Here is a 25280-nt window from a genome sequence, read left to right as displayed (position 1 = left end):
TTTGAGTCAGTTTTTAAAATGAGCTGTTAACCTAAAAATAACTGCGTTTTAGGCCTAAGAGTTTATCTTTTAGCAATTCAAGATGCGCTCTAGCGTCGTAACAATATTTTCAACAGTAATACCTAGATAATCATAAGCTTGTGCAGCAGGTGCAGAAACACCGAACCGGTCGAGGCCGATTACTGCCCCGTCTAAGCCAACAAAACGGTACCAGTAAGCTGTCGCTCCTGCCTCAACAGCTAGGCGTTTTCGGACTGCTTTAGGTAAGACATGCTCTTGGTAAGCGCTATCTTGAGCGAGAAAGCGTTCACAACAAGGCAAGGAAACAACGCGGATCTTTCTTCCGGAAGCTTGCAATTTACTTGCTGCAGCTAAAACTAGATGCACCTCAGAACCGGTTGCTAACAGAATAGCATCGGGCTGTCCCTGGCAATCACTCAGGATGTAGCCGCCTTTTTTAACATTATCCGCGGTACCGGCACTATGGTTTAGTGCGGGTAAATTTTGCCTTGATAATAATAGGGAAGAAGGGCCTGTATGGTGTTCAAGGGCTTGCTGCCAGGCAATAGCCGTTTCGAATAAATCGGCTGGCCGCCATACTTGCATATTGGGCGTCATGCGGAGCATTGCCGCGTGTTCAATAGGTTGATGAGTGGGACCATCTTCGCCTAAACCGATCGAGTCATGCGTAAAGACATAAATAACTCGTTTTTTCATGAGTGCACTTAAGCGTATGGCGTTTCTTGCGTAATCAGCAAAAACTAAGAAAGTGCCGCCATAAGGAATGAAACCACCGTGCAGTGCTAAACCATTCATGATCGCTGCCATGCCAAATTCGCGAACTCCATAGTAAAGGTAGTTGCCTGAAAAATCATTGGATTTGATTGCTTTAGAACCTGACCAATCGGTGTTGTTAGACCCCGTTAAATCAGCGGAACCGCCTAACATTTCCGGTAAAGACTTGGCGAACTGTTCGATACATAGCTGAGAACTTTTGCGGGTAGCTATTGCTTTATCATTGAGGCGGCATCGCTCCACAAACTCATTGGCGAAAGTGCTCCAATTATCGGGCAGATCGCCGTTAATGCGACGTAGAAATTCATGATAATCGCTTTGATATCGCTGTTGATAATCGTGGCAAAGTCTAAGCCATCGATCCTCATCTTCCTGGCCTTGTTGCACATGGTTCCATTCCGCATAAATGGCTTCGGGGATTATAAACGGCTCATAGGGCCAATCAAAGGATTCCCGGACTTTCATTACGCCTTCGGCGCCGAGTGGTGCACCATGGGATTTTTCGCTACCTGCAACAGGAGAGCCATAACCAATGACCGTTTTGCAAATGATTAAGCTGGGTTTGGACGTTTCTTGGCGGGCTTGGTGGATGGCTTTTTCGACACCTTGTTGATCATGGCCATCAATGGGGCCAATGACTTGCCAATGATAGGCTTTAAACCGCATGGTGGTGTCATCTGTAAACCAAGATTCCACGTTACCGTCGATTGAAATGCCATTATCGTCATAAAAAACAATGAGTTTTCCAAGGCCAAGGGTACCTGCTAAAGAACTCACTTCATGAGAAATGCCTTCCATGAGGCAGCCATCACCAACGAAGGCATAAGTGTAATGATTAACCAATTCAATGTCAGACCGATTAAATTGGGCGGCTAACAATTTTTCTGCAATAGCCATCCCTACTGCATTAGCCAGTCCTTGCCCTAGAGGACCTGTTGTTGTTTCAACGCCTGGTGTATCCCCATATTCGGGATGGCCTGGTGTTTTCGAGTGAAGTTGGCGAAAATGTTTTAATTCATCGAGGCTTAAATTATAACCAGTCAAATGTAACAATGAATAAAGTAGCATTGAGCCATGGCCATTCGATAAAACAAAGCGGTCACGGTTAAACCAGTTGGGGTTCTTAGGGCTATGTTTTAAAAATTTTTTCCAAAGCACTGTCGCGATATCCGCCATACCCAGCGGCATGCCTGGATGTCCGGATTGTGCCTGCTCAACGGCATCAATACTTAAAAAGCGAATAGCGTTGGCTAAATCATTGGAAAGACTCATGGGTTCTCTTCTGCAGTCATCAGGGGCACTATTGTCGCTCAGAAGCCTCTAATCAGCAAGTTGGGTTTCAATAATTGTAGCAATAATGAGCAAAAAAAAATTTAATAAAAAATTTTTACTTAAATTATCCTTTAAAATTTACTTTTTGTCTATTTTTTGGGATTATTGACCAGCTTCAACATAACTTGGGGTTGTATGTCAGCACTTTTGCAGCGATTGCAGTCTCTTACAGATGATACACCCATAACGCATCAACAAATAGGGACAGGAAATTTTTGGGTATTCCGTGATAATTTGGAAGAAAAAGGAGTCGACTTTTTTCAACCCCTTGTCAGAATCCACCTGCTATTGGAATTCGAATACAGTGTGCACTGCACTCATCTTGTCCATAGTTTTGCCCGCAAAACAGAGAAATCGCAAAAGCGGAACCTGAGCGTAAAAGAACAGGAAATGCTTACCAAAGAGCTGGTAGCTGCTTTGGCGATGGCTGAGCTTTTGGCACATATCTATCACTATTATCTTAACGTGCCACGGGAAGTATTGCGGTTGCAGGCTGAACAAAAATACTATCGCAAATTGCTCAGGATGCGTGGCTATGAGTTCAACAACACGGCGAAACTTGATGATGAGCCCACTTATTCGCTTTCACAAGCCATTAGAGGAACCACAGTCAGGTATAACTGGCATCGGTTGTTTACCATCCGCATAAGGCGATTATTTATAACTTTGTTACCGTATCTACAAAATTGGCAAACTTTTTCTAAAGTGATCAATGGGGTTGACCGGTTTCTTGGTCCCACATTGACCTACGTGGCGTGGCTATTCTTTATTCCTAGACTAACGGTTAATTTGGTTTTATTGTTCAAGCATCTTTTCCCCAATAAATGGACGGGAATGGCAGAGAAGGAAAAGCAGCTAGATTGGCTGGTACGCCTTGAAACCCAACTACAGCGCCGCTGGTTCCAATTAGGCAATGATACTGCCTGGTTTACTGGAGGCGTTTTGGGCTGTTTCTTGTTTGTTGGCGCCCTAGCGCCAACGGGCTGGTATGTGACTGTCTCAATCTTTTTCTTTGATGTCATTAATGCAAGTATCCGTGCTGTGGTTGAGATGAAACGAATCCAAAAAATACGTGAGGAATATCAGGTCGTCGCAGCATTCAAACGCAGTAATGGGGCGAGCAAGGAAGAGCTTGATGAGATAGAAGAATACCAAAAGCATTTGGAAGAACGTTTCAGTTTCGAACGAAAGCGAGTGATCCTTGGGATAATCAATACCAGTGCATTATTTTTAGGAATGGCTTGTGCTTTACCCATTTTTGCTGCAAACCCCATAATCCCGCTTATTGGTGCAATATTAGTTGTCACAGTAACATTGGCAAATTTTCTTGCTAACCGATGGATTGATAGCCACTCCCCCTCAAGTAACATCGAGAAAATTAGTGAGCAAGGACAATCTTTATTCGGGAATCGTTATGTGATGTTTCAGCCAGTAATTCCAACAGAAGGGCGTCCGATGGAACCCTCGTCCCGCAATTCGAGCGATGAAGGGCCTTTGGGCGAGCGTGAACTTGAATTTGATACGCCACTTGTTTGATTGGCATAGAGCAACCTCGAATTCAATGCTATTCTTAGCAATTTGGAATTTTGCGAGGTTCTATGTCAGCAGTTAGCCTACCCCAATTCACTTCCTTTAACACAGAACACTTTGTCGAACATCTAGATAAGCTTTTGCAGACTAATTTGGAACAAATCGAAGTGATGTTAAGGGAAAATACCCAGTTTACCTGGAATAATCTCATGAAGCCTCTAGAAGATATGGATGATGCACTTGAACGCTTTTGGGCGCCTTTATCCCATTTGCATGCGGTGGTGAATTCAAAGAAATTGCGCGATTGTTATCAAGCTTGTTTGCCTAAATTATCTGCGTATGAAGCTGCAATAGGGCATAACCATGAGCTCTATAGTGCAATTAAATCGCTAGACAAGACAGTGCTGAATGAAACTCAATGTAAGATTGTGGAAGATGGTATCCGTGATTTTGAATTATCCGGTGTCGCTTTGCCCACGCAAAAGAAACAACGCTTTGAGGAAATTCAAACCCGTTTGTCGCAGTTATCAAATCAGTTTGAGAATAACGTATTAGATGCCACTCAGGCCTTTAGTTTACACATTACTGATGAAAAGCGCTTAGCTGGTTTGCCTGAGCACGCTGTAAATACTGCTTACGAATTAGCTGGAGAAAAAGGGGTATCAGGCTGGATGCTAAATTTGGAGTTTCCTTGCTACCTTGCAGTTGTGACTTATGCAGAAGATCGGGCTTTACGGGAAGAGATGTATTACGCTTTTGCGACCCGTGCTTCCGATCAAGGTCCAAGTGCGGGCAAATTTGACAACACCACGTTGATTGATGAAATGCTGGATTTACGACAAGAAAAAGCCGAGTTACTCGGTTTTGCCAATTATGCCGAATTATCATTGGCTACAAAAATGGCTGATTCTACAAAACAAGTTCTCGATTTTTTGCATGATTTATCAGGACGTAGCCATCATCAAGCTGAAACGGAATTCCAATCCTTGCAAGAGTTTGCCCAGAGAGAGTATGGCATCGATAAAATCGCTCCTTGGGATCTGGCTTTTCTCTCTGAGAAAAAAAGCCAAAAGGAATACGCGATATCCCAAGAAGAACTCCGCCCCTATTTTTCGCTGAATAAAGTGATGGAAGGGTTATTCACGGTAGTGAATAAGCTCTATGGTATGAATATGGAGGAAATCACAGGCGTTGATACATGGCATCCAGATGTAAAATGTTATCGTGTTCTCGATGAAGACATGCAACTAAGAGGATATATCTACGTCGATTTATTTGCGCGTCAACATAAGCGAGGAGGCGCTTGGATGGACTCTTTGCAAAGCCGGCGCAAATTAGCCGATGGCGATATCCAACTCCCTATTGCGACATTAACCTGTAACTTTGCAAAACCCTCCGCGAAGAAGCCTGCTGCTTTATCGCATGATGAAGTGTTAACGTTATTCCATGAGTTTGGCCACTGCTTACATCACGTTTTGACAAAGGTCGATTATTTAAATGCTTCAGGAATTAATGGCGTGGAATGGGATGCTGTTGAACTCCCAAGCCAGTTTTTTGAAAATTGGTGCTGGGAGCACAGTGCCATCCAGCTATTGACTCAGCATGTTGATAGCGGGGAAAAGTTACCCGATGAATTATTTAACAAATTGGTTGCTGCTAAAAATTTCCAGTCAGCGATGGCGATGATGCGCCAGTTGGAATTTGCTTTATTTGATTTTCGCATTCATCAAGAGTTTAAGCCAGGAAGCTCAGGCCTCGTGGCAAAAATCTTAAATGAAGTGAGAAAGGAAACGACCGTTGTTCCGGTTGCGCCCTACAATCGTTTCCAACATAGTTTTACTCATATTTTTTCAGGTGGCTATGCAGCAGGTTATTACAGCTATAAATGGGCAGAGGTCCTTTCCAGTGATGCTTTTTCCCGCTTTGAAGAAGAGGGAATTTTGAACCCTAAAACAGGCCGAGATTTCTTACATTTAATTTTAGAAGTAGGCGGTTCAAAGAAAGCGGCCGATGCTTACCTACAATTCAGAGGACGGCCTGCAACGGTGGATGCATTGTTAAGACACAATGGTATTCACTAGCGTTTAAGAATAACCGCGGTTTATTGTAGACCGCGGTAATTGGTTTTCAAAGCGCAGACCCCGAAATTTTGTTCGCTATAAAGATGTGTTATAATAAAAATGTACACAAAGGGGGCGACCTGGCTTCGACGTGGGTTGCGAAACCTGAGGTGCATGCCGAGAATGAGATCTCTCGTAAATAAGACTCACTAAATATAAATGCAAACGATGAAAACTTTGCTGGTGGAGAAGGCGCTATCGCTGCGTAAGCATTGATAGAAACTTTTCCCCAATCGTGCGCTGCCAAAAACCAGCGCCCCGTTGACCGAGCTCGCTTACCGGTATCGAATCAACGGTCATAAGAGATAAGCTCGCAACTTGGTTAGTCCCGCATCAAGTTGTTAAATCCAGGGAATCGCCGTAAACCATCCTGCCTGTCGGAGGGGCTACGGTTAACTTAATAGACAAGGCTAAGCATGTAGAACTGATGGCAGAGGATTTGCGGACGCGGGTTCAATTCCCGCCGCCTCCACCAATTATCAAAACCATTCCTGACCACCAAAGACCATCATAAACCCCATAAAATCAATACATTCCGCGGGTTTTTAATAACTTTTATGTTGTATTTCATGGCCTATCATTGTCTACAAAATGTCCCAAAAAAGCCCCAAATTTTAATTTAATGCCCCAATAGCGCCCCAAAAATATAGGCCGAAAAAACCTTTAATTTGTTTATCCCAACCCCGCAAACGATACGAGGACGTAAGCCTAACATATACTGGTATTAGCCGACACGAGAATGAAAGCATTGGTTTGTATGAAACTGTCATTAGCGCACAAGAGTATCGTGGCGGAGCTGCCGGATAGGCCGTTGGATAGAACTTAGTTATTACCGCTTTATTTACCTTGATGGCAATTAGTAGTTTCTAGTCTTTTGTACTACTATGCCAATAATTTTAACGTTAACATCATCAGCAACTTTAATGTTCGGCCAATGATCATTTAATGTCAGTAGCTCAAACTCAGATGAGGTATAAGATAATTTCTTATACTGGCAAATAATTACTTCCGATTTACCATCAATCTTGACCGCAACATAGTTGCCAGGTTTTGGTGGTATAGCAGGATCGATGATAAGAACATCATTCACTCTAATTTCAGGGGTCATGCTGTCATCTACCATTTTTAGTGCAAATGTCTGTGCACTTAATTCTGGTAGCAGCTCAGTACTCACAGAAATAAAAATCATACCACCAGACAGCTCTTGTTCACGAATCGTATCGATATATAACTTTGAGTTACCTGCTTGACGATGATCCAAGAGAGGAATTAGCTGGCTTGGAGCCTTTGCTTTTATAATTTGCTTCTCATCCGACAAACACATCAAAAAAGCAGGCGAAACGTCCAGTGCCTGTGCCAGTTGCTTGATTTCTTCTGGCCCAGGAGCACGTGTACCTTGTTCCCAATTGGTTAGGCGGGTTTGTTTCAGATTACCTGCAAGTTCACCGAGTTCTTTTAGCGTTAATCCCTTTGCTTTCCGCGCTTCGAGAATTCGCCTGCCAATTTCTTTTTTAATATTCAACTCAGCCAAGTTCACCTCAAAGAAAAATGAATTATCCATTGATATATCACATTTTGTGATATATAGTGAAGTCTATTCTTCACAGTATGTGATATATATATTTGGTTTTTATAAAGATATCACATTATGAAAATAAAAACGAGGATTAACAGGGATAAGTACCAATGATGGATTTTGTCATTAATGGTGATGAGCTGGCAGCAATGAGTGGTTTACCTCATATCCAGCAATTGGCTTATCTAAGAGGAATCAGACCGTATATGGATGTTAATACAGGAATAACGGGCATCAAGCGCCGAATCAGTTATCAGTCGATCTCTGAACAGCTTTATATCGAGCCACATCAGGGAATTAAAAGCCAAAGCTTTTCTCGTGATCAAGTACGTCGTGCAGTTTCAGGTTTGGAACGTGCAGGCATGATTGAAGTTCAATCTGACGGCATGCAGCTCATTTTAAAATGTCCATTAGCTTCCAGGGATTTTTCTGTTCAAAATAAAGCCGCCATAAACCCGCCACAGAAAGCCACCACAAACCCGCACGATAAAAGCTTTGTAAATAAAGGGATATCGGAGGTTGAGCACACAAATGCCGACATAGCTGAACCCCAAAAAGCCGCCATACCTCATAATGATAATTATTATATTTTTTTATTTAAGCAATTCGAAAAATTTTGGGAACTTTATCCGATAAAAAGATCACAACAGAAAGCTTGGGAAATTTTTCAGCAGCTTAATCCTTCAGAAGATTTAGTTAAACAAATTCTAGCAGCGCTAAAAAGCCAAATTACTTTCATTCAAAAAAAACAAGCTAGAGATCAGTGGGTACCCAATTGGAAAAACCCAGCCAACTGGTTGTCGCAACAATGCTGGAAAGACGAATTAACCATGGAATTGCCACAGGAGGAAAAACATGCAACCAATCAAACAAATTATCCAAAACAACAAGCTACAGACCTCCTCTGGGATTCATGCTCACCAGGCTCAAAAGGCAGTGAAAGGAGCAACGCCAACGTCATCTTCTTCCCAAAATGGGGAAGTAAGTCGTAATCGGATGGACAGCTTATTTCTAAAGTTTGCTGCCTGTTATGGGCATGCTTGGAGAAGCCAATTAAAACATGAGCAATTCATCAGTTTTATGAAAGAAGAGTGGAGTCAAGCGCTTATTGATATCAAAGATACTGTACTTGAATCTGCAATTAAAGTTTGTATGGCCAATAAGGAACTTCCGCCAACGTTGCCGCAGTTTATCGAAATCTGTAAGTCAATTGAGAAGAAAAATGCTGTTTTTAAAGTAACACCTTCGACTAAACCAAAAACACCTGCGATAGCCGAATTTAATCTTTCTCAAATGAAAAAAATATTAAATATCAAATCATAACCACTAGGAGTAAACATGCTTGTATTAACAAGACGGGTCGGTGAGCAGGTCTTAATTGATAAGGGTCAAATCAAAATCAAAATTTTAGGCAAGAAAAATGGCGTTATCGCTATCGGCATTAATGCGCCAATTCATGTTGATGTGGATCGAGAAGAAATTTTTTTGCGCAAACTAGCTACAGCTAAATTTCAGCAAAAAGCCGCTAATGAGGAAAATACAAATGAATAAGAAATTACAAAAACTTGCCAAGATAAATCCTTTGTACCTCTTGCTACTGGTTTTGCCAGTACCTGCTTTTGCGGCAACGCTTGAAGGGGTCATTAATAATGCTGTCAATTTTTTACAAGGTTCCCTAGCTCGAGCAGTTGGAGTAGGTGCAATTATCATCGGTGGCTATTTGTGTATCTGGAAACACCAATTCCCTAAAGAATATTTCACAGCCCTTTTAATTGGATTGGGGCTTATTTTTGGTTCCTCAATGATTTACACCCAATTAGTAAGGTGAGCTAATGACTGAACGAAATTCAATCGAAACTCATCTTGTCTATGGGGCACTGACAAGACCCGCGATGACAGCGGGTGTCACCTTTGAATACCATGCGCTTAACCTCATGGTTTCAGTATGTTCTTTTATTGCCTTAGGCAATTTAGTTTATCTAGGGCTTTTTATTCCACTTCACTGCTTTGGCTGGTTAGTTTGCCGCAAAGACGCGGCCTTTTTTAGCATTCTTTTCAAACGGATAAACCTTCCTGTTATTCCTAATCAACGTCTTTGGGGAGTACGCGCTTATGAGCCTTATTAACCCCTTAAAGACAGCACGCCAAGAAACAAGAATCAGCACCATGTTTCCCATCACGCATTTAAATTCGCCCACTATTTTTGAGTCTCAACATGGCTATTTAGGTTCAATATTAAAAATTGAAGGAATCCCATTCCTCCTAGCGGATGAAGACTATTTAAATCAAATGACCTACCGCTTACACCAAGCCCTACTAACGCTTGATGAACGATTTATCCAATACGTTACTGTCCATCGGCGAAAAGAAGAAACGAATTTAGGTGGGGAATTTAAATCAAGCTTTGCAAAAAGGGTTAACGATAAATATCATGCGCGATTTAAAGGAAAAAACCTTTATCGCAATGACATTTATTTAACGACTGTCCTTAAAGGGGATACCTCAAGCAAAATTGCAAAATCCCTCTCCTTTTTAGAAAAACTTAAAGAATCGAAGTTTAAGGAAGAAAAAGCAAAACGACGTGAAGACAATTTAACTGCTTTAAATACCAAAGTAGAACAATTAAAAACATCGCTTTCAGCATTTACCCCTTATCAACTGGGTGAGAAAGACGGAATCAAAGGATATAGCGAGCTTTTAGAATTTCTTTCCATAGTGATTAACGGCGGAGAAAAGATTCAATTTAAAAAGCCTATCACTTGCCCGCCTTCTTCAAAACACATGGCCAAGGCTTTATTACCAGAATTGATTTATCCTCATGGGCATATCGGCCATTATCTTTCTAAACACCAAATTTTCTTTGGCGAAGCCATTCAATTCCAAGGCGCTAACAAAGACGATACCCGTTTTGCCGCTATGCTATCGATTAAACAATACTGCGAAGAAACAGGAAGCGTTATCTTTGACCCACTGCTTGAGCTTGATTGCGAGTATGTACTGACTCACTCCTTTGCGCCCATACCCAAAGAAGTAGCGCTCGATATCATTAAGAAAAAACGCAGTAAAATGCTCAGTGCAAACGATTTAGGCCGCAGTCAAATAGATGATTTAGAAAAGCTTGAAGACAGTATCGCCAGCAGCTTAAGCCTGTTAGGCTACCATCATCATAGCCTCATGCTATTAGCTTCCACTAAAGAAGAATTAGAAAAAGCGATTCGCCAAGCGGTTAAAGCCTACCAGCTATCAGGAACTGCAGTCATTAAAGAAACCATTGGTGCTGAGCCTGCTTTCTGGGCACAAATCCCGACAAACCATCATTTTATTACTAGGGCTACCCCTGTCACCTCTCATAATTTAACCGATTTATGTTCACTGCATAACTTTGAGGCAGGCTTTTATGATGAAAATCATCTAGGCCAAGCCGTTACCTTATTAGAAACGCCTTCTAAGACCCCGGTGTATTTTAACTACCATTCCAAATCGTCAAAAACAAATCCTGCCAAAGGCCATACCGCCATATTCGGGGCAACAAACGCAGGGAAAAACACACTGGTTGCATTTTTAGATACGCAAATGGGACGTTATAACAATCGCAGCTTTTTCCTAGACAGAGACGAAGCCTCAAAAATTTATGTGCTCAGTGCTGAAAACAGTAGTTATACGGTTATCTCACCTGAATTTGTCAATAAAATTCAAATGAATCCTTTGCAGTTACCCGATAGCCCTAAAAATCGTACCTTCATTAAAGAGTGGTTTGCTGAATTGATTAAGCACCCTAATGAAGCTGATTTACCCAGTCAAATCCGTGAGACAATTAACGAGTGTGTCAATTATTCTTTCGAACAGTTAGAAAAACGCTATCGTAATTTATCCAATATCGCCCGTTGCCTACCGAAAGATTTTCCTCGCTGGCCTGAACTTCGCCGCTGGCTTCGTGCTAGCGAGCAATTCGAAAAAGGGGAGTATGCTTGGATTTTTGATAATGATGTAGATGGCTTAAATTTTCATTTCGATAAGGTCGGTTTCGATATTACCTACCTTATCGATGAGGTTTCCCCGTTAATTTCAACGCCAGTGTATTTGTATTTATTACACCGCATGCGCCAATGCTTAGATGGCAGGTTAACCTCATTTATCATTGACGAAGCCTGGCAAGTGTTTGCCTCCCCTTTCTGGCTTAAGCACTTAAAAAGTTGGGCTGCCACCATCAGAAAGAAAAACGGCCACTTCATTTTCATGACCCAATCACCTGAGTCAGTGATTAATTCTCCCATCGCCTCCGAAATCATTACTAATGTGGCAACCACTATTTACTTTCCTAACCCTACAGCCAACGAGAACGTGTTTAAAGAAAAGTTAGGTTTATCGGAAGTGGAATACCAAACCATCAAAAAGCTCACACCCGAATCACGCTTATTTCTCTATAAACAAGACAAGAAAAGTATCCTTTGCAAACTCGATTTGAAAGATTTGGCCGAGGAAATACGCGTTCTGTCAGCAAATCAAAGGAGTGTGAGCTTATTAGATGCTCTTATTGAAGAAGTAGGCACAAATCCAAACGACTGGTTACCTCTCTTTTTACAGCGGAGTGCCTTATGAGAAAGCAAGTCCCTTATTTTCTTCTCATGAGTTTGTTTTTCGCATCAGAAGTGCAGGCAGACGTGTTGGGTGTTTCTGATGCAGCCCTACTTGCGAAAGTGGCTGAAGAAATAAGTCAGCTTAAAAAAGAGTATCAATTACTGGCTGAAACCTATGACAATGCTAAAACGCAACTCTCAGAACTTAAAAAACTTAAAGATTTAAACACCGGTCATTATGGCTTTGGTAATTTAGCTAACTCCATCGAAGACTTAAAAAACCGCCAATGGTCTCCCAACACATGGGATGAAGCCCTACAAAATATTTCAGGCGGAAACCCTATTCGTTATCAAGAACTCATTAAAGCCTATCAAAAAAATCACCCCACACTCGATGACCAATCTTTTCTTAAAGGGGCTTCCAATGAGCGTCTTACACAATACCAACAAAATAAAGCAGTTAACCAGGTCATCAGTGTGCAAGCAACCTATGCGTATAACGAAATTAACACGCATCTTAAAGCCATTCATGCCTTATCGGCCAATATTGAAAAGACAGCGAATACGAAATCAGCCATTGATTTAAATTCACGGCTTATCGCAGAGCTTGCTTACATTCAAACCGAAAACCTGAAATTACAAACGTTATTAAGCCAACAAGCAAGTGCTAATAATGCCAACGATATCGTATTGGATAGTGAAACGGCCAAATTTAATCGATTGCCTGATGAATAACACGGAGAAGGTTATGCGTTTAAGACTAGTCATGCTCATTTTGATGTTAACCGGTTGCGCTCAACCGCCAGATTTAATGGCCCCTTGTCCTGATTATGGCAAGCACTGTTCACAAACAGCCATTAACACGGATTCACTCGTTTATGAGGAAAAATTGCCATGAAAAGAAAATTAAAGGTCTTGTTGTTAAGCAGCTTCTGCCTTCTAAGTGCCTGTCATCAAGGTTCATTCAAAGGAGTCCCTAAAGAAAAGCAAATTACACATTTACTTAAGGCGTCAAAATCAACCGAAAAGCAATTGGGGCTTTTTACGCCACCCGGTGGGGGCTATTACTTAAGTTGCATGGGAAGTAACGAAGGGAATATTGATTGCCAATCTTTTTTTAACGCGATGGCTCACTACCTTAATGCGTCTACAGAATTTAAAAAAGCCCAATTAACCGACATTACCGACCCATCGCTTTTTACTGCGATTGCACTTGATTATCAAATGGCTTTTTTTAATCAAACGGATGAAGAATGATGGCTAATCCCACTTACGCCAACATCATTGTCGAGCTCACCAATCAAATCGATGTGCTGACCAAAACGTTTGTTTTTAATGGCTATAGCACTTTAGCAAGTCTCTTGGCTAAACCTTTAGCTGGGCTTTGTACTATTTTCATTATTGTTATGGGGTATAGGGTATTACGAGGCCTTACGCAATCGCCCTTGCAGGAACTCACTAAAAGCTGCTTTCGCATCGGCCTTGTCTACCTTTTCGCCATGAACTGGAGCTTCTTCTCACAATACTTTGTCAAACTCTTTGTCGATTGTGCTGGCGAGATAGGGGCTTCATTAATGCAAATTATCCCTTTTAAATTACCCATGAGTGGTGGTGGTATTAATGCAGGATTACAAGCCGTGTTCACTGAAGTCATCCGCGTGGGTTCATGGACTATCGGTAAAGCGTCTCTAAAACATGTTGCACCGGTGTTAACTGGGCTCATGATTTATTTATCAGGGCTTGCGGTTGTAGGGCTTGCCCTTTTTGAAATCATAATTGCTAAACTCATGCTCTCCATTTGCCTAAGTTCGGCCCCTTTATTTTTTTGTTTTACTTTGTTTGAACAAACAAAAACGTTTTTTGACCGTTGGCTAGGTGTTTTAGTCGGCTTTTCCTTAATCCTTGTTTTTGTCTCTTCGGTGGTAGGTTTATGCATGCATTTAATTCACTGGACAATTGGCGGTCATTACGCCACGCATGCAGTCAACATTAGCGCAACCGATTGGATCCCTATCTTTGTTGTAGCTTGTTTGTGTGTCATGGGGCTTCTTGAAATCACAGGGATTGCTAAAAGCATTGGTGGTGCCTGTTCTACTAGCACGGGTTCGGCCATGGTTGGTGGCTTTATCGGTGGTGCATTGGGTGCCTCAACCCAAGGAAAAAATATAAGCCAAAAAGCAATTAATCTAGCTAAGAAAGCCGGCTCTTATGGTCTTGCAAGCCTAGGCTTCCCCAGCACCAAAGCAACGCAAACCATGTCAAGCATTCGAAATCAAATGCGAGGTCATTCATGAAGCGATTAAGTTCAAGCAAAAACACCCTCAACCATTATTTTAAGCAAGCCAAAACTTGGGCTGATGATAATTTCGCGCGTATTGAATTGTCGCGTCAGCGTTATCAAATGGCTTTCATGCTGGCTATGGTGCTAAATGTCTGCTCGATAATTACCATTGCCATTTTAGCTAACTTGCAAACGTTAGTGCCCATGATGGTGCACCATTACGAAAGTGGGGTAACTACTGTAGAGCCTCTCACCCAAAGCAACGCTCCAATTAATCGCACGCAAGTAGAAAGTGATCTCGTTCGTTATATTACGAATCGGGAAAGCTATGATTTAAGCTCCTACCGCGCGCAATTTGAGTTAGTCAGCTTACTTTCTAATTATGAGGTCAATAACGATTATTTACGCGAACAAGCCAAAACTTCCGAAGAAGCGCCTATCAATCGCTTAGGGGCAGCCGCTTATCGAACAGTGCATGTCTATAGCATCAACTTCTTAGATAACCTCATTTTTAATGAAAAGGATTTGCCTAAAAATCACCAAAATCTCGCCGAAGTCGTGTTCACTTTAACCGATACCGATAAAGCCACTGGTAAACAGAGTATTACCCACTACAACGCGCTTATTTCCTGGCGCTATACCAAACCTTCGGATGCACCCGATGTGCGTTGGAAAAATTGGGATGGGTTTCAAGTAACTCGCTATAGCAAACAACTTCGTAATGTCTGAGGCCGCCGCCATGAATAAATTACTTTTGACAAGCGTCATTACCTTAATTCCCCTCATAAACTATGGGGAACAAACCCCGTTAGCGTATAAGGAAGATGCGCGGATTAAGTATGTGAACTACCAAGACAATAACGTGGTTAAGCTTAAAGCCTCTACTTTTGCCGCTACTCAAATTTTATTTAGTGAAAAAGAATCTATCCTTGCTGTGGAAGGTGGGGATACTAGCAGCTGGATGGTGACCTATCATGAGCATTTGCCCAATATGATTTTTGTAAAGCCTACCACGCTCAATTCAAACACCAACATGACTGTCGTCACCAATAAGCACAATTATTACTTTAACGTATCGAGCAATACTCGTCTAATGGGAAAACCTAGCCCTCCTGTTTATGCGATTAAATTTAATTACCCAAAAGATGAGCAAGCTCAAAAAGAAACGCAACGAAAAGAAGCCCTTTTGCAAAAAGAAAGCCTTAAAAAGAACAAAGACAAAAAGCAATTCAATTGGAATTATCGCTTCAGTGGTAACAGTCAAATTAGACCTGTGCACGTGTATGACGATGGGCAATTTACCTATTTCGAACTCAATAAAAATCAGCCTGTTCCCGCTATTTTCGCTGTTGAGGATTCACAAGGCAAAGAAGCGATTGTTAATACGCGCCGTCAAGGCGATACCCTTATTATCCATCGCTTAGCACCGCAATTTACTTTAAGAAATGGAAGCCTCATCGCTTCAGTGTTTAATAGCAATGAAATTGCCCGAATCAAACAAGGAAGATAACAATGAATGACGAAGTCTTACATGATAACGAGGAGAACCCCTTTATCTCTCTTTCGCAAGTGACTCCCAATAAAAATACATCCAAGCCCTTGAACCTAAAGCAACTATCTCTAATTATGTTATTGGGTCTAGGAGTAGTTACTTTTTTCTTTTTTCCAACCTTTGAAACGAAAGCAGAAGAAGTTAGCGAGCCAATGAATGAACAAAAAGAATTAACCCTTTCACAAAATCTCGATTTGATCGAACAAATGAAGCATCAAGCTAAGGAAAAAGAAAAACCCCTACAAACTATTTTCACTCCTATCGAAAAGCCTAATAAAGCTAGTCCCGTTCATACCAAATTAAGCAAAGAGCTATTAGCGAGAATGAATGCACCCACCACTTTCTTTGTTTCATCGGAAGCAAAGCACTCACAAAGCCTTAGAGAAACCTCGCAAACCACTGCGTCGTTAATTTCTGGTGATAACCCCGATGTGCAATTTTTAAATCAGCAAAATGAGATTACTTCCGTTAGTGCTACAACACTTGCCCATCCTTATCACACCGTCCCTGCTGGTGAAATGATTTCAGCCACGCTAGAAACCGCTATTCATTCCGAATTACCGGGTATGGTAAGAGCGATTACCACGCGTGATATTTTTTCCCTTGAAGGTCAAAACTGCTTAATTCCGCGTGGCTCTGTTTTAGTAGGGCAATTTAATTCATCCGTGGTCGAAGGGCAAAGTCGGATTCTAGTTGTCTGGAATCGCGTGCAATTGGCCAATGGCGTTATCATTAGTTTAAATAGTCCAAGTACTGATCGCATTGGACGAGCTGGCATTGGCGCTGATTACATCGACAGACACTTTTTTGAACGGTTTAGCACCAGTGCCTTGCTGTCAGTCCTAGGTGCCTATGCTGCAAATAATAGTGTTAATGGTCAAGATGAATTTAATTCCCGTTCACAATATCGCATGGCCATTGCCTCAAGCTTTCAACAAGCCTCAAACCAAGCACTTCAAGAACGCTACAACATCAAACCTACCTTGCAAATTAATCAGGGCACACAAATTAATGTCTTTGTTGCTCACGATTTGGATTTTTACTCCATCGCTTCACGTATTGGGGGTAAATCATGACAGAAAACAAAGCCTTTTTTGCACCCGGCTCTCAAGGTTTACTCAAACCTTTAGAACCTTGGTTAACTGACAAGCAAGTCTCAGAGATTTTAATTAATCAACCAGGTGAAGTCTTTATTGAACGCTTAGGTGAAATGCATCGCTTTGAATTGCCAGTTTTAGATAGCCTACATTTAAAACGCTTATTCACCCTTATTGCCAATGAAAATAGTCAGGTTATTAACGAATCATGGCCTCTTTTATCAGGAAACTTAAGGGATGGCTCTCGCGTTCAATTGGTGATTCCTCCGGCCGCAAAAGAAATGACGTTATCCATTAGGCGTCAATCGATTGCGAGCCACAGTCTCGCTGATTATGAAGCGGCTTCTTTTTTTAGTAAGGCAAAGCCTTTTTCGTTAAGTAAAGTGAATGATTTATTATCGGAAAATGACCACCAATTACTCAAGCTTTATCATCAGCAACAATGGGGTGAATTTATCGTACTTGCCATTCTTGCTAAAAAAACCATTGTCATTTCAGGTGAAACCTCTTCCGGGAAAACTACTTTTTTAAATGCCTGCTGCCATCATATCCCCAAACATGAACGCCTTATCACGCTTGAAGACACCTTTGAAATTAATTTACCTCATTTAAACAAAGTGAGCCTTCTAGCCCCAAAACTTCGTGAAGGGGCTGCAACAGTTACCATGCAAGATTTAGTGCAATGCTCATTAAGGCTAAGACCCGAACGACTTATTATGGGTGAAATTCGCGGTCGTGAAATTTTAGACTTCATTAATGCCTGTGCCACCGGGCATGAAGGCTCGATGACCAGCATTCACGCTTCTAATCCACAAGTCGCTTTTATGCGCATGACCCAACTTTACAAACTCAATAATGTCCCTTCGATGCGTGATGAAGACATTTTACGCGAACTTAATGAAGTCATTGACATCATTGTTCAATTGAAGAAAACGCCTGCTGGAAGGGCGGTCACTTGGGTCTACTTCAAGCTTGCTTCCAATAAAAATACTGCAACACAATGAGGTAAAACATGAAAAAACTAATCCTTTACTTTTCCTCTTTCTTAGCAAGCGTGCCGCTTGCCCATGCGGATGACCAAGAAATCTGGCAGCGCATTGGCTGGCTACAGGAGCAAGTCATTATACTCAGCCAACAAATAGCTTCCATTGGTCAAGGCTCCCAAGGCCTCCCTGGTCCTGAAGGCCCTCAGGGTGTGCCGGGACCACAAGGTCCGCAAGGCCCTCAAGGCCCAGAGGGTCCTCCTGGTTATTACATCGCAGGAGAGGGCATTAAAATTGAAGGTGATGTTATTAGTGCTATTACAAAAACTCATGAGTTAGGTGATATTTACCAGGGGGGGATTATTTTTTGGTTAGATGAAACGCGCCAGCATGGCCTTATTGCAAGTCTTAATGACTTAAATAACTACAAGGGCACCCAATGGCGTAATGGGGCAAGCGGTAATAAAGTCACTAATGCACGTGCTGATGGGATAGGAGCTGGGGAAAGTAATACTCGACTCATTATCGCTCAACAAACCATTGATAATCAAAAGGGGAATTTTGCTGCATTAATTGCTGCACGCTACAGTGTACTAGAAGACGGCGTTACGCCATGCTCTATACCTGCAAGTCCTTACGAAACCTGTTATGGCGATTGGTACCTGCCTTCGATTTATGAATTGAGCTTACTCAAAGCCAATTTACAACCCCGAGGTGTTGCCCACTTTGCACCAGAGTATTACTGGAGTTCGACTGAAGCCGATGTGAGCAATGCTTGGCTACAAAATTTCAGTACAGGCGATTTAGTACAAAGTGACAAATCAAACACCTTGGGGCATGTGCGTGCAGTGCGTAAATTCTGATAAAAAACGATATGGGCTCATTGGAATTATTGCTTTACTGATTATCAGTGAAGCAATAAGCGCTTTGTCGCTTTATTTCTTAAATGTTAAGAATACCCCTTATCCGTGGTCAGTATTGACTATTTTGTCTCATGGGTATTATTTAGAGGTGATGGTCGGTAGTTTTATTGTTTTATTTATTACCATATCGCTTATCGCGTATTTTAAAAGAGGTTTTTTTCGTTTTTTAAGCTTCTTACTTTTTGCACTGTTTTTTCTATCTATCTTAAGTTTTTTTATTAGTAAGGGCCTATTTGCCTTAATTTTTGATGATTCAATAAACAATTTCTCAATCATTACGCTATTCGCTAGCTTAGGCTCGGACTCATCGGATTTAAATGGCTTTTGGATGGTTCAGTTTGCTTCTTTCCTACTGATAGTCTTATTACCTATTTGTTACTTCTTAGGAAAGCTAAGGCCTTCCGATACCGTACTCGGTGACGCGCATTTTGCCAATGCGTTTGAAATCCAGCAAGGCGGATTCTTTAAAAAAGAACAAGAGAGTTTAATTATCGGCTTGAAATACGGCGCACCGCTTTATTCGAATGGCTTTGAGCATGTCTTAGTATTTGCCCCATCAGGTAGCGGTAAAACACGCTCTATCGCTATACCTAATTTATTTCATTACCCTTATTCAGTCGTGTGTAATGACGTTAAGTTAACCTTATTTGAGACCACATCAGGCTACCGGCAAAAGGTATTAGGACATACTTGCTACTGTTTTGCACCTGCTAATAAAGACGGGAAAACGCACCGCTATAATCCCCTTTCGCTAATTTCGAAGGATAAAAACCATCGCATTACTGATATTCAGCGCATCGCTCATATTTTGATACCTGATAATCCAAAATCAGATCCCATTTGGACACAAGCAAGTCGGAAGCTATTTAAAACATTACTACTGTATTTGCTAGATTCATCGGAACATCCAACAACTCTAGGGGAAATTAATCGGCTGGTAAAACAACAGCAATTTGATTATTGGTTGCAAGAGCTACTGGATAATACTGACCATCTCGATCCAGAGTTTTATCGCAATGGTTATTCCTACATCAATAACCATGAAAAAACGCGAAGCTCCATTTTAGAAACCTTTTCTGGTTATTTTGAGTTATTTGATGACCCTATCATTGATGCAGCCACCAGTGAATCTGATTTTGATTTAAGTGATTTACGTCGTAAGAAAATGACTATTTATATCGGTTTTACCGATGAGGATATGGAACGATTAGCACCAATACTTACTTTGTTTTGGCAACAATTAATTTCAGTAATGATTAGAGAAATCCCTGATCCGCAAAAAGAACCTTATCCATTACTTTGTTTAATTGATGAATTTTCATCCTTAGGACGCATTGAACGTTTACGTCGTTCCTTAAAGTTGCTGCGGGAATACCGAGTGCGTTGCATTTTGTTGTTTCAATATATTGCCCAGACTTATGAGAAATACAGCCATGATGAGGCGCGTGCGTTTACCAACATTAAAACAAAGATTGCTTTTGCAACTGAGGATATTAATGATGCCGAGTTTATTAGCAAGATGCTAGGGACTCAAACTAAACGTATTGTTACTTGGGCAACATCTCATCAAACCCAGGGTACAAGTAGAAGCAGAAATATAAGCTATCAGGCGATCCCACTTTTGCGAGCTGATGAGGTGATGAAGTTGCCCAAAGATATTTCCATTATCATGCGCTCAGGCTTTGCGCCTATTCAGGCAAAGCAATATGTTTGGTATCAATGTGAAAAGATGAAAAACCTCGTTGCGCACTCTATTGACGTCCCTAAACAAGAGATTAAGAAAAATATCTTCGTTAAAAATACTGAGAGCTACTCAATAAGTGAAACGTTTTAATTGTTTTTATCAGTTAGATACTTACTGATAAGGCTTTGTGGATGACACTTATTAAATAGCTTTGTATTATCCTCTGTCCTAAAGCAGGCCAATTGGAACTTAATTGAAGAGTCATACATGGATATCGTGAGCATTACTTTTGAAGAAAAATTAATTTTTCAAATTAAAGGCCCAGATTGTTACTATTGTTTCCCAACAAGGAGCCTAACATGGAGAAATTTCCTTTGGGATTAGTGTGCCTAAAGCTATTCATGTGGATAGGGAAGAGATTTATCGTCAGAAAAAATCCGAAAATAATAGAAATAGTTAAGAACTAAACTCCATTAATTCTCTTGTTTTTAGAAAAGAAATGAGTATTAATTTAAAAATTTGAAAGGCGGTAAAAAATGTCTCCTGAGCTTCAAAGAATTTTTGATGTAATACTGCATCATGTGGCTAAGTCATTTATTCATTTTAATTATTCTGTAACTTTCTTTGAGATGTTACAAAAAAATCAGCATTTTTCTATACCTAAGACCCATTTTATCATGGACATGCATGAATCAAATTTTAACTACAGTGTCCAATGTTTAATAAAATTATATGATCAGCAGAGGGATGCTCTTGGGTTATTTGGCTTCTTAAGAAGAATTAAAGAGGAAATTTCGCTTTCCATGGAAACATATTTAGATTGTATCGATGCAGATTTCAAGGCACTCGAGTACATTGATCTGCAACGGCTTATAAAAAAGCTCAAGACAATACGTGATAAAAAACAATTCCATATTGATAGAAGAAATGTTCTGGGTCCGATTTTAATTGACCCGGAAACAAATACGCCTATAACCATGTCCCTAGAAGAAATAAAAATTTTACTTGATCGAGCACTCAGTATTGTCTCAAACTATGAGAGGTTATTCGAGAAGTCAATTAAAGCATGTATTGATATGCCTAGCGGTATAGAGGAAGTTATGAGCTTGTTGGAAACGGTGTGCTTTAGTAGTGAAAGAGAATCGACTGCTTTCTATTGAATACTCATTTAATTTATTCCTTACTACGTGTATGTATTTGTTGAGATGCAATTTTTAACTTATTGATAAAATGCGGCAATTTCTCCTGAAGTTGGATAAAAAGTTCTTTATTACTAGTTATCTCCTTGCTTTTAATTTCCAAAATTGTGGCTAATTGCTCGGCTTTAAAACCTGTGACTTTTTTTCTTACTGAGTGTAAGTGCTCAAAATCAGCTAAGACAGGGTAAGTTACTTTAAGCTGGTTAAAAATCTGTTGTTGGTGTTTTTTTTGTAGATTTTCAATTTGTTGCACTACCTCTGTTGGGTTTTTATTATTTTGGCTACATAGTCTCGCTATATGGATGTAATCTTTTTTTACATCAATTGAAAGTGCTTTCGCTACCGATTCTTTATTAGGTTTTATGTGAGAGGGTAATTCAACAATCGTTTTAATGGCCATATACCGTTCATAACGGTCGCTTCCTTGCTGAAGTTTATCTTTTATCGATGGCGATAGATGAGGCTGCTCTTTTACCTTCATAAATAATTCATAAGCTTTTTTGTTCATCTCAGTTATTCGATTATAAAGTGAGTCAAAAATAGGCGATTTGGTTTTATCAGTGCCTTTAAAACCTTCTTTTTCGAAAATCGATATTTCCTCTTTAAGCACTGCTTTATTATCTAAATATGTAGCTAGCTCGTTTGCCATAGCCCGCGCTTTCTCTCGTTCAGCTTGGTTTTGCATTTTTTCTTGGGCTTTCAAATAAGTTTCATAGTTAATAAGATAATTCCAGCTTTGTTTTACTTTTTGGCCGATATCAGTAATACGATTAATCACTCGCCCAATTAATTTATCAGGGTCAAAGCCTACGCGGATCGCATAGTCCAATGGCCAATCAATGACATTATCTTTTGTTTTTGTGCGAGAAAGCGTTTCAGAAAGGGCCTTTAAATCAGGATGATTATTTTTATCAGCATAAAGTGCGAGTTTTTCTCGATGACGAGTCATTGCGACAAAACTTAAGTTTCTATCCCAGTACTTACTATCAATAAGCACACTAGCTTTATCAACTGTCATTCCTTGGGATTTATGCACTGTTAGCGCATAACCGTAATCAATGTATTTGTAGCTTTTAGGAATAGTTACCTGTTCACCACTATCTAAAATGGCGGTAAATTCTTTGTCATTAATCGTACAAATGGTGGCTAAATCACCATTCCTTACACCTAAATTTTTATCATTCTGGCGCAAAAGTATGCGCTCGCCAACTACTAATTTGATTTCACGTTCGCTATTGTCTTTGTAATAACTATATTCACTAGTACCAAGCTGACCAGCTTCTTGCAAAGCAATTCTTGCTTTGTCATTTAATGCAGAGACTGCTTTACGCGTAAAAGCAAGCATTACATGATTTCTAAGCCCACACTCTTTGACGCTATGAATCCAGTCCGAAACGATATGCTGTTTAGCATTTATTTCATCCTTTTCTAAATGCACTGCGCCTTGTTTGATATAATGGGCAAGAGCAGCATCAACTTTGCCTTTGGCTAAATCAAGACTTGCTTGTTTATCTCCGGGATTCTTTTGCCTTCGAATATTATCTAGCTCGATATAACCAGTGTGCTCGGCGATACCACGAAAAATTTCACCTTTCTGTATGGGCTTTAATTGGTCAGGGTCACCGACTAATATCACCTTACATTTGGCCTTATTGGCTTCATCTAGTAAATAAGCCATATTGGCAAAATCAACCATGCCGGCTTCATCTATGACTAAAACATCATGCCTGGTAAATTTAAGCATTTGCTTATCTAGGCGATATGTCAGTGAAGCAATGGTGGAGGACTCTATACCTGTATCCGCTTGCAGCGCTTTGGCCACCTTCCCTGATAAAGCGGCTCCAATAACCCGACAATGGTTTGTTTCATAGTACTCTTTTAGAGGCTTTAATAAATAGCTTTTCCCCACACCTGGACGACCAATCAAAACACTAATATTTTCACCTTGGGTGATAAAAGAAAATGCCTCCTTCTGCTCTTCGTTTAAACGATAACTTTGAATGAATGGTTCTATGTCATTGTTAAATACAAATGAGCGACGCGCTTGTAATTGTTCTACATTAGTTAATAGCTTAGCTTCTGCAAGGTATTGATACCGCGTGGTGTAAGAATCAATACCTTGATGATTAACCCCTAAATGAATGACGTCTTTGTGAGCGAGTAACCGCTCCACTATGGCCAAATAAACTGAGCTATTTATTTCTGACTGTAAAGTTTTAAACAAAAGCCGCTCAATGTCGCGACGCGTGAAGACACTGTTTGTTAATGAGATTTGATTAATTAAGTTATCTAAATCATGAAGGGCTAGTTCTTTACGCCCTTCTCGAATTAATTCGTTTTCTTCGTGAAGATAGTGGTTACTTCCCTCACGCATACGGCCTGCATGTCGTTCGCTAATAAGGTGATTTAGGTCAACTGCCAAATCAATGTCTTTTTCCTGAAAGTAAGCATTTTGAAATTCACGCCATTGTTCATGCCAATAATCTCCTTCGACAATTAGCCCTTTAGCAAACTGAGGATTTAAATCCCGTGCTTTATATTTTGAGAATTGATTGCCTTCAATACGGCGAAGCGTTACCAGAATATGGGCATGTGGATTGCCATCATTACCGTCATGAATAGCCACATCACAAGCTAAACCATTTTCAACAAAATGCAATTGTGCAAAACGACGAGCCAGTTCGATGTGCTGAACGCGATTGAGTTCTTTAGGTAATGCTAAAACCACATCCTTGCACAGTTGTGAGTTAATGCGGTTCTCAACTCGCTCGACCTCATTCCACAAAAATTCACGGTTTAAAAATTTTTGCGACGTGCCAGGTGGCAACAAAATTTCAGAAAACACGACCTCGCTACGATTAGAAAAATCATAGTTAGTTCCTATTCTCTCATCAAATAGCTTGGATGCAGTGCGATAAGCACTTGCGGCTACGGCGCTATGTCCTTTAGAGCGCGAGTGTATGGAAACACGAGCGAAAGCGATAGCCATAGCTCATCTTAGCAACACAAACGAAGTTTGTATATTGCGCCCTTAGCTTTCGCTTCGGGATAGATGGAATTCGCTTTGCTCATATATTTTTTTGATATTGAATTCGGAGATCGAAGGAGTTATGCTGTTTTTGAGACTATTCAATTTGCGGAGAAAAAAATGTCAAAGAAGACAGTATCGCAAATGGAAGCTGAACTCATGGATAAAATTCAAAAAGCTCAAGAAAAACTTGAAGCCCTTCAGCAAAAACATAAGATTGCAATCGGTGATCTTGCTTATAAATATAATCTTCATCAATTTGATATGCAGCAATTGGACTTATTCTTTTCCAAAATTTCTGCGGAGCATCTTTATGGACATAGTTGATGAAATTAAAACTCAAAAGCAAACTATTGCGCGTTGTGAAAAAAACCTCGCTCTGGAAAGACTCAAAAAAAGACGGGCTGATACTAGGCGTAAAATTGAGTTAGGTGGGTTAGTGGTTAAATCGGGAATGGGTGAATATAACAAGGCAATCATTTTAGGTGCATTAGTATACGGAGCTGAGGCAATACAAAATGATTCACACTATAAAGTATTATTTAATTCTATTGGAAACAAATATTTTATAGAAAAGTGACTCTAAATTTTTATTTATTACAA

General features: G+C 40.5%; 24 protein-coding genes and 1 other RNA gene. 22 read left to right on the top strand and 3 right to left on the bottom strand.

The features are described 5' to 3' along the window. Positions 1-69 precede the first annotated feature (69 nt). Complete coding sequence (gene tkt, locus LMI_RS13840; protein WP_256324288.1) at positions 70-2109, bottom strand: transketolase; 2040 nt, start codon at positions 2107-2109, stop codon at positions 70-72. A 153-nt stretch (positions 2110-2262) separates the two neighbouring features. Between tkt and LMI_RS13835 the strand changes: the two genes are divergently transcribed. From LMI_RS13835 to ssrA, 3 genes are all read left to right on the top strand, one after another. Beyond that, positions 2263-3663, top strand: coding sequence for a hypothetical protein (locus tag LMI_RS13835; RefSeq protein ID WP_045100307.1), 1401 nt, complete (start codon positions 2263-2265; stop codon positions 3661-3663). 62 nt (positions 3664-3725) lie between these two features. Further along, entirely contained in the window at positions 3726-5738 is a 2013-nt protein-coding gene (locus LMI_RS13830; protein WP_045100306.1) for a M3 family metallopeptidase, read from the top strand. 110 nt (positions 5739-5848) lie between these two features. Then, positions 5849-6252: a transfer-messenger RNA gene (gene ssrA / locus LMI_RS15170) on the top strand. A 381-nt stretch (positions 6253-6633) separates the two neighbouring features. Here ssrA and LMI_RS13825 read toward each other — a convergent pair. After that, a complete protein-coding gene (locus tag LMI_RS13825; RefSeq protein WP_102010567.1) occupies positions 6634-7338 on the bottom strand; it encodes a LexA family protein in 705 nt (234 codons plus the stop codon). Between the two features lie 125 nt (positions 7339-7463). Here LMI_RS13825 and LMI_RS13820 point away from each other — a divergent pair, with 125 nt between their 5' ends. From LMI_RS13820 to LMI_RS13745, 17 genes are all read left to right on the top strand, one after another. Then, positions 7464-8345 (top strand): LvrA C-terminal domain-related protein, encoded by an 882-nt coding sequence (locus tag LMI_RS13820; protein ID WP_231852183.1) that lies wholly within the window; start codon positions 7464-7466, stop codon positions 8343-8345. A 4-nt stretch (positions 8346-8349) separates the two neighbouring features. After that, a complete protein-coding gene (locus tag LMI_RS13815; protein ID WP_045100305.1) occupies positions 8350-8676 on the top strand; it encodes a hypothetical protein in 327 nt (108 codons plus the stop codon). A 15-nt stretch (positions 8677-8691) separates the two neighbouring features. After that, positions 8692-8904, top strand: coding sequence for a carbon storage regulator (locus tag LMI_RS13810; protein ID WP_045100304.1), 213 nt, complete (start codon positions 8692-8694; stop codon positions 8902-8904). Next, positions 8897-9181 (top strand): TrbC/VirB2 family protein, encoded by a 285-nt coding sequence (locus LMI_RS13805; protein ID WP_045100303.1) that lies wholly within the window; start codon positions 8897-8899, stop codon positions 9179-9181. The genes LMI_RS13810 and LMI_RS13805 overlap by 8 nt, the downstream gene beginning before the upstream one ends. 4 nt (positions 9182-9185) lie before the next feature. Next, positions 9186-9479 (top strand): VirB3 family type IV secretion system protein, encoded by a 294-nt coding sequence (locus LMI_RS13800; RefSeq protein ID WP_045100302.1) that lies wholly within the window; start codon positions 9186-9188, stop codon positions 9477-9479. Next, a complete protein-coding gene (locus tag LMI_RS13795) occupies positions 9466-11952 on the top strand; it encodes a VirB4 family type IV secretion/conjugal transfer ATPase (RefSeq protein ID WP_045100301.1) in 2487 nt (828 codons plus the stop codon). The genes LMI_RS13800 and LMI_RS13795 overlap by 14 nt, the downstream gene beginning before the upstream one ends. Further along, positions 11949-12665 (top strand): type IV secretion system protein, encoded by a 717-nt coding sequence (locus LMI_RS13790; protein WP_045100300.1) that lies wholly within the window; start codon positions 11949-11951, stop codon positions 12663-12665. The genes LMI_RS13795 and LMI_RS13790 overlap by 4 nt, the downstream gene beginning before the upstream one ends. 13 nt (positions 12666-12678) lie before the next feature. Next, on the top strand, positions 12679-12828 hold the full coding sequence (gene lvhB7 / locus LMI_RS15485) for a T4SS-associated protein LvhB7 (protein WP_164493054.1): 150 nt from the start codon (positions 12679-12681) through the stop codon (positions 12826-12828). Further along, positions 12825-13187, top strand: a complete 363-nt coding sequence (locus LMI_RS13785) for a hypothetical protein (protein ID WP_045100299.1) — start codon at positions 12825-12827, stop codon at positions 13185-13187. The genes lvhB7 and LMI_RS13785 overlap by 4 nt, the downstream gene beginning before the upstream one ends. Further along, a complete protein-coding gene (locus tag LMI_RS13780; protein WP_231852182.1) occupies positions 13184-14224 on the top strand; it encodes a TrbL/VirB6 family protein in 1041 nt (346 codons plus the stop codon). Before LMI_RS13785 ends, LMI_RS13780 begins: the two co-directional genes overlap by 4 nt. Beyond that, positions 14221-14940 carry a VirB8 family type IV secretion system protein gene (locus LMI_RS13775; protein ID WP_045100298.1) on the top strand — a complete coding sequence of 240 codons (720 nt, stop codon included), beginning with the start codon at positions 14221-14223 and terminating at the stop codon, positions 14938-14940. The genes LMI_RS13780 and LMI_RS13775 overlap by 4 nt, the downstream gene beginning before the upstream one ends. A gap of 10 nt (positions 14941-14950) precedes the next feature. Further along, positions 14951-15721 (top strand): P-type conjugative transfer protein VirB9, encoded by a 771-nt coding sequence (gene virB9 / locus LMI_RS13770; protein ID WP_045100796.1) that lies wholly within the window; start codon positions 14951-14953, stop codon positions 15719-15721. A gap of 2 nt (positions 15722-15723) precedes the next feature. Further along, positions 15724-16839, top strand: a complete 1116-nt coding sequence (locus LMI_RS13765) for a TraB/TrbI/VirB10 family type IV secretion system protein (protein ID WP_045100297.1) — start codon at positions 15724-15726, stop codon at positions 16837-16839. Further along, positions 16836-17864 carry a P-type DNA transfer ATPase VirB11 gene (gene virB11 / locus LMI_RS13760; RefSeq protein WP_045100296.1) on the top strand — a complete coding sequence of 343 codons (1029 nt, stop codon included), beginning with the start codon at positions 16836-16838 and terminating at the stop codon, positions 17862-17864. The genes LMI_RS13765 and virB11 overlap by 4 nt, the downstream gene beginning before the upstream one ends. Before the next feature lie 8 nt (positions 17865-17872). After that, on the top strand, positions 17873-18706 hold the full coding sequence (locus LMI_RS13755) for an Lcl C-terminal domain-containing protein (protein ID WP_045100295.1): 834 nt from the start codon (positions 17873-17875) through the stop codon (positions 18704-18706). Beyond that, a complete protein-coding gene (locus LMI_RS13750; RefSeq protein WP_231852181.1) occupies positions 18687-20600 on the top strand; it encodes a type IV secretory system conjugative DNA transfer family protein in 1914 nt (637 codons plus the stop codon). Before LMI_RS13755 ends, LMI_RS13750 begins: the two co-directional genes overlap by 20 nt. 386 nt (positions 20601-20986) lie before the next feature. After that, positions 20987-21610 carry an AbiU2 domain-containing protein gene (locus LMI_RS13745; RefSeq protein WP_045100294.1) on the top strand — a complete coding sequence of 208 codons (624 nt, stop codon included), beginning with the start codon at positions 20987-20989 and terminating at the stop codon, positions 21608-21610. A gap of 13 nt (positions 21611-21623) precedes the next feature. Here LMI_RS13745 and traA read toward each other — a convergent pair whose 3' ends face one another. After that, positions 21624-24638 carry a Ti-type conjugative transfer relaxase TraA gene (gene traA / locus LMI_RS13740; RefSeq protein ID WP_045100293.1) on the bottom strand — a complete coding sequence of 1005 codons (3015 nt, stop codon included), beginning with the start codon at positions 24636-24638 and terminating at the stop codon, positions 21624-21626. Positions 24639-24797: 159 nt separating this feature from the next. Between traA and LMI_RS13735 the strand changes: the two genes are divergently transcribed. Both LMI_RS13735 and LMI_RS13730 read left to right on the top strand, forming a co-directional pair. Beyond that, positions 24798-25004, top strand: a complete 207-nt coding sequence (locus LMI_RS13735) for a hypothetical protein (RefSeq protein ID WP_045100794.1) — start codon at positions 24798-24800, stop codon at positions 25002-25004. Continuing rightward, on the top strand, positions 24991-25257 hold the full coding sequence (locus LMI_RS13730; protein ID WP_045100292.1) for a conjugal transfer protein TraD: 267 nt from the start codon (positions 24991-24993) through the stop codon (positions 25255-25257). The genes LMI_RS13735 and LMI_RS13730 overlap by 14 nt, the downstream gene beginning before the upstream one ends. Positions 25258-25280: the final 23 nt, after the last annotated feature.

Origin of the sequence: Legionella micdadei (assembly GCF_000953635.1) — a bacterium.
In the GTDB taxonomy this organism is placed as follows: Bacteria; Pseudomonadota; Gammaproteobacteria; order Legionellales; family Legionellaceae; genus Tatlockia; species Tatlockia micdadei.
Note: the sequence above shows the minus strand (reverse complement) of the source record. Positions and strands in the feature narration are given on the sequence as shown.

Bases quoted from the DNA above. Each gene is read 5' to 3' on its own strand.
- virB9 (WP_045100796.1), top strand. From the start codon at position 14,951: ATGAATAAATTACTTTTGACAAGCGTCATTACCTTAATTCCCCTCATA.
- LMI_RS13800 (WP_045100302.1), top strand. From the start codon at position 9,186: ATGACTGAACGAAATTCAATCGAAACTCATCTTGTCTATGGGGCACTG.
- LMI_RS13815 (WP_045100305.1), top strand. From the start codon at position 8,350: ATGGACAGCTTATTTCTAAAGTTTGCTGCCTGTTATGGGCATGCTTGG.
- LMI_RS13790 (WP_045100300.1), top strand. From the start codon at position 11,949: ATGAGAAAGCAAGTCCCTTATTTTCTTCTCATGAGTTTGTTTTTCGCA.
- LMI_RS13825 (WP_102010567.1), bottom strand. From the start codon at position 7,338: ATGGATAATTCATTTTTCTTTGAGGTGAACTTGGCTGAGTTGAATATT.
- LMI_RS13730 (WP_045100292.1), top strand. From the start codon at position 24,991: ATGGACATAGTTGATGAAATTAAAACTCAAAAGCAAACTATTGCGCGT.
- traA (WP_045100293.1), bottom strand. From the start codon at position 24,638: ATGGCTATCGCTTTCGCTCGTGTTTCCATACACTCGCGCTCTAAAGGA.
- LMI_RS13745 (WP_045100294.1), top strand. From the start codon at position 20,987: ATGTCTCCTGAGCTTCAAAGAATTTTTGATGTAATACTGCATCATGTG.
- LMI_RS13735 (WP_045100794.1), top strand. From the start codon at position 24,798: ATGTCAAAGAAGACAGTATCGCAAATGGAAGCTGAACTCATGGATAAA.
- LMI_RS13785 (WP_045100299.1), top strand. From the start codon at position 12,825: ATGAAAAGAAAATTAAAGGTCTTGTTGTTAAGCAGCTTCTGCCTTCTA.
- LMI_RS13835 (WP_045100307.1), top strand. From the start codon at position 2,263: ATGTCAGCACTTTTGCAGCGATTGCAGTCTCTTACAGATGATACACCC.
- LMI_RS13765 (WP_045100297.1), top strand. From the start codon at position 15,724: ATGAATGACGAAGTCTTACATGATAACGAGGAGAACCCCTTTATCTCT.
- lvhB7 (WP_164493054.1), top strand. From the start codon at position 12,679: ATGCGTTTAAGACTAGTCATGCTCATTTTGATGTTAACCGGTTGCGCT.
- LMI_RS13755 (WP_045100295.1), top strand. From the start codon at position 17,873: ATGAAAAAACTAATCCTTTACTTTTCCTCTTTCTTAGCAAGCGTGCCG.
- LMI_RS13810 (WP_045100304.1), top strand. From the start codon at position 8,692: ATGCTTGTATTAACAAGACGGGTCGGTGAGCAGGTCTTAATTGATAAG.
- LMI_RS13820 (WP_231852183.1), top strand. From the start codon at position 7,464: ATGATGGATTTTGTCATTAATGGTGATGAGCTGGCAGCAATGAGTGGT.
- LMI_RS13795 (WP_045100301.1), top strand. From the start codon at position 9,466: ATGAGCCTTATTAACCCCTTAAAGACAGCACGCCAAGAAACAAGAATC.
- LMI_RS13775 (WP_045100298.1), top strand. From the start codon at position 14,221: ATGAAGCGATTAAGTTCAAGCAAAAACACCCTCAACCATTATTTTAAG.
- LMI_RS13805 (WP_045100303.1), top strand. From the start codon at position 8,897: ATGAATAAGAAATTACAAAAACTTGCCAAGATAAATCCTTTGTACCTC.
- virB11 (WP_045100296.1), top strand. From the start codon at position 16,836: ATGACAGAAAACAAAGCCTTTTTTGCACCCGGCTCTCAAGGTTTACTC.
- LMI_RS13780 (WP_231852182.1), top strand. From the start codon at position 13,184: ATGATGGCTAATCCCACTTACGCCAACATCATTGTCGAGCTCACCAAT.
- LMI_RS13830 (WP_045100306.1), top strand. From the start codon at position 3,726: ATGTCAGCAGTTAGCCTACCCCAATTCACTTCCTTTAACACAGAACAC.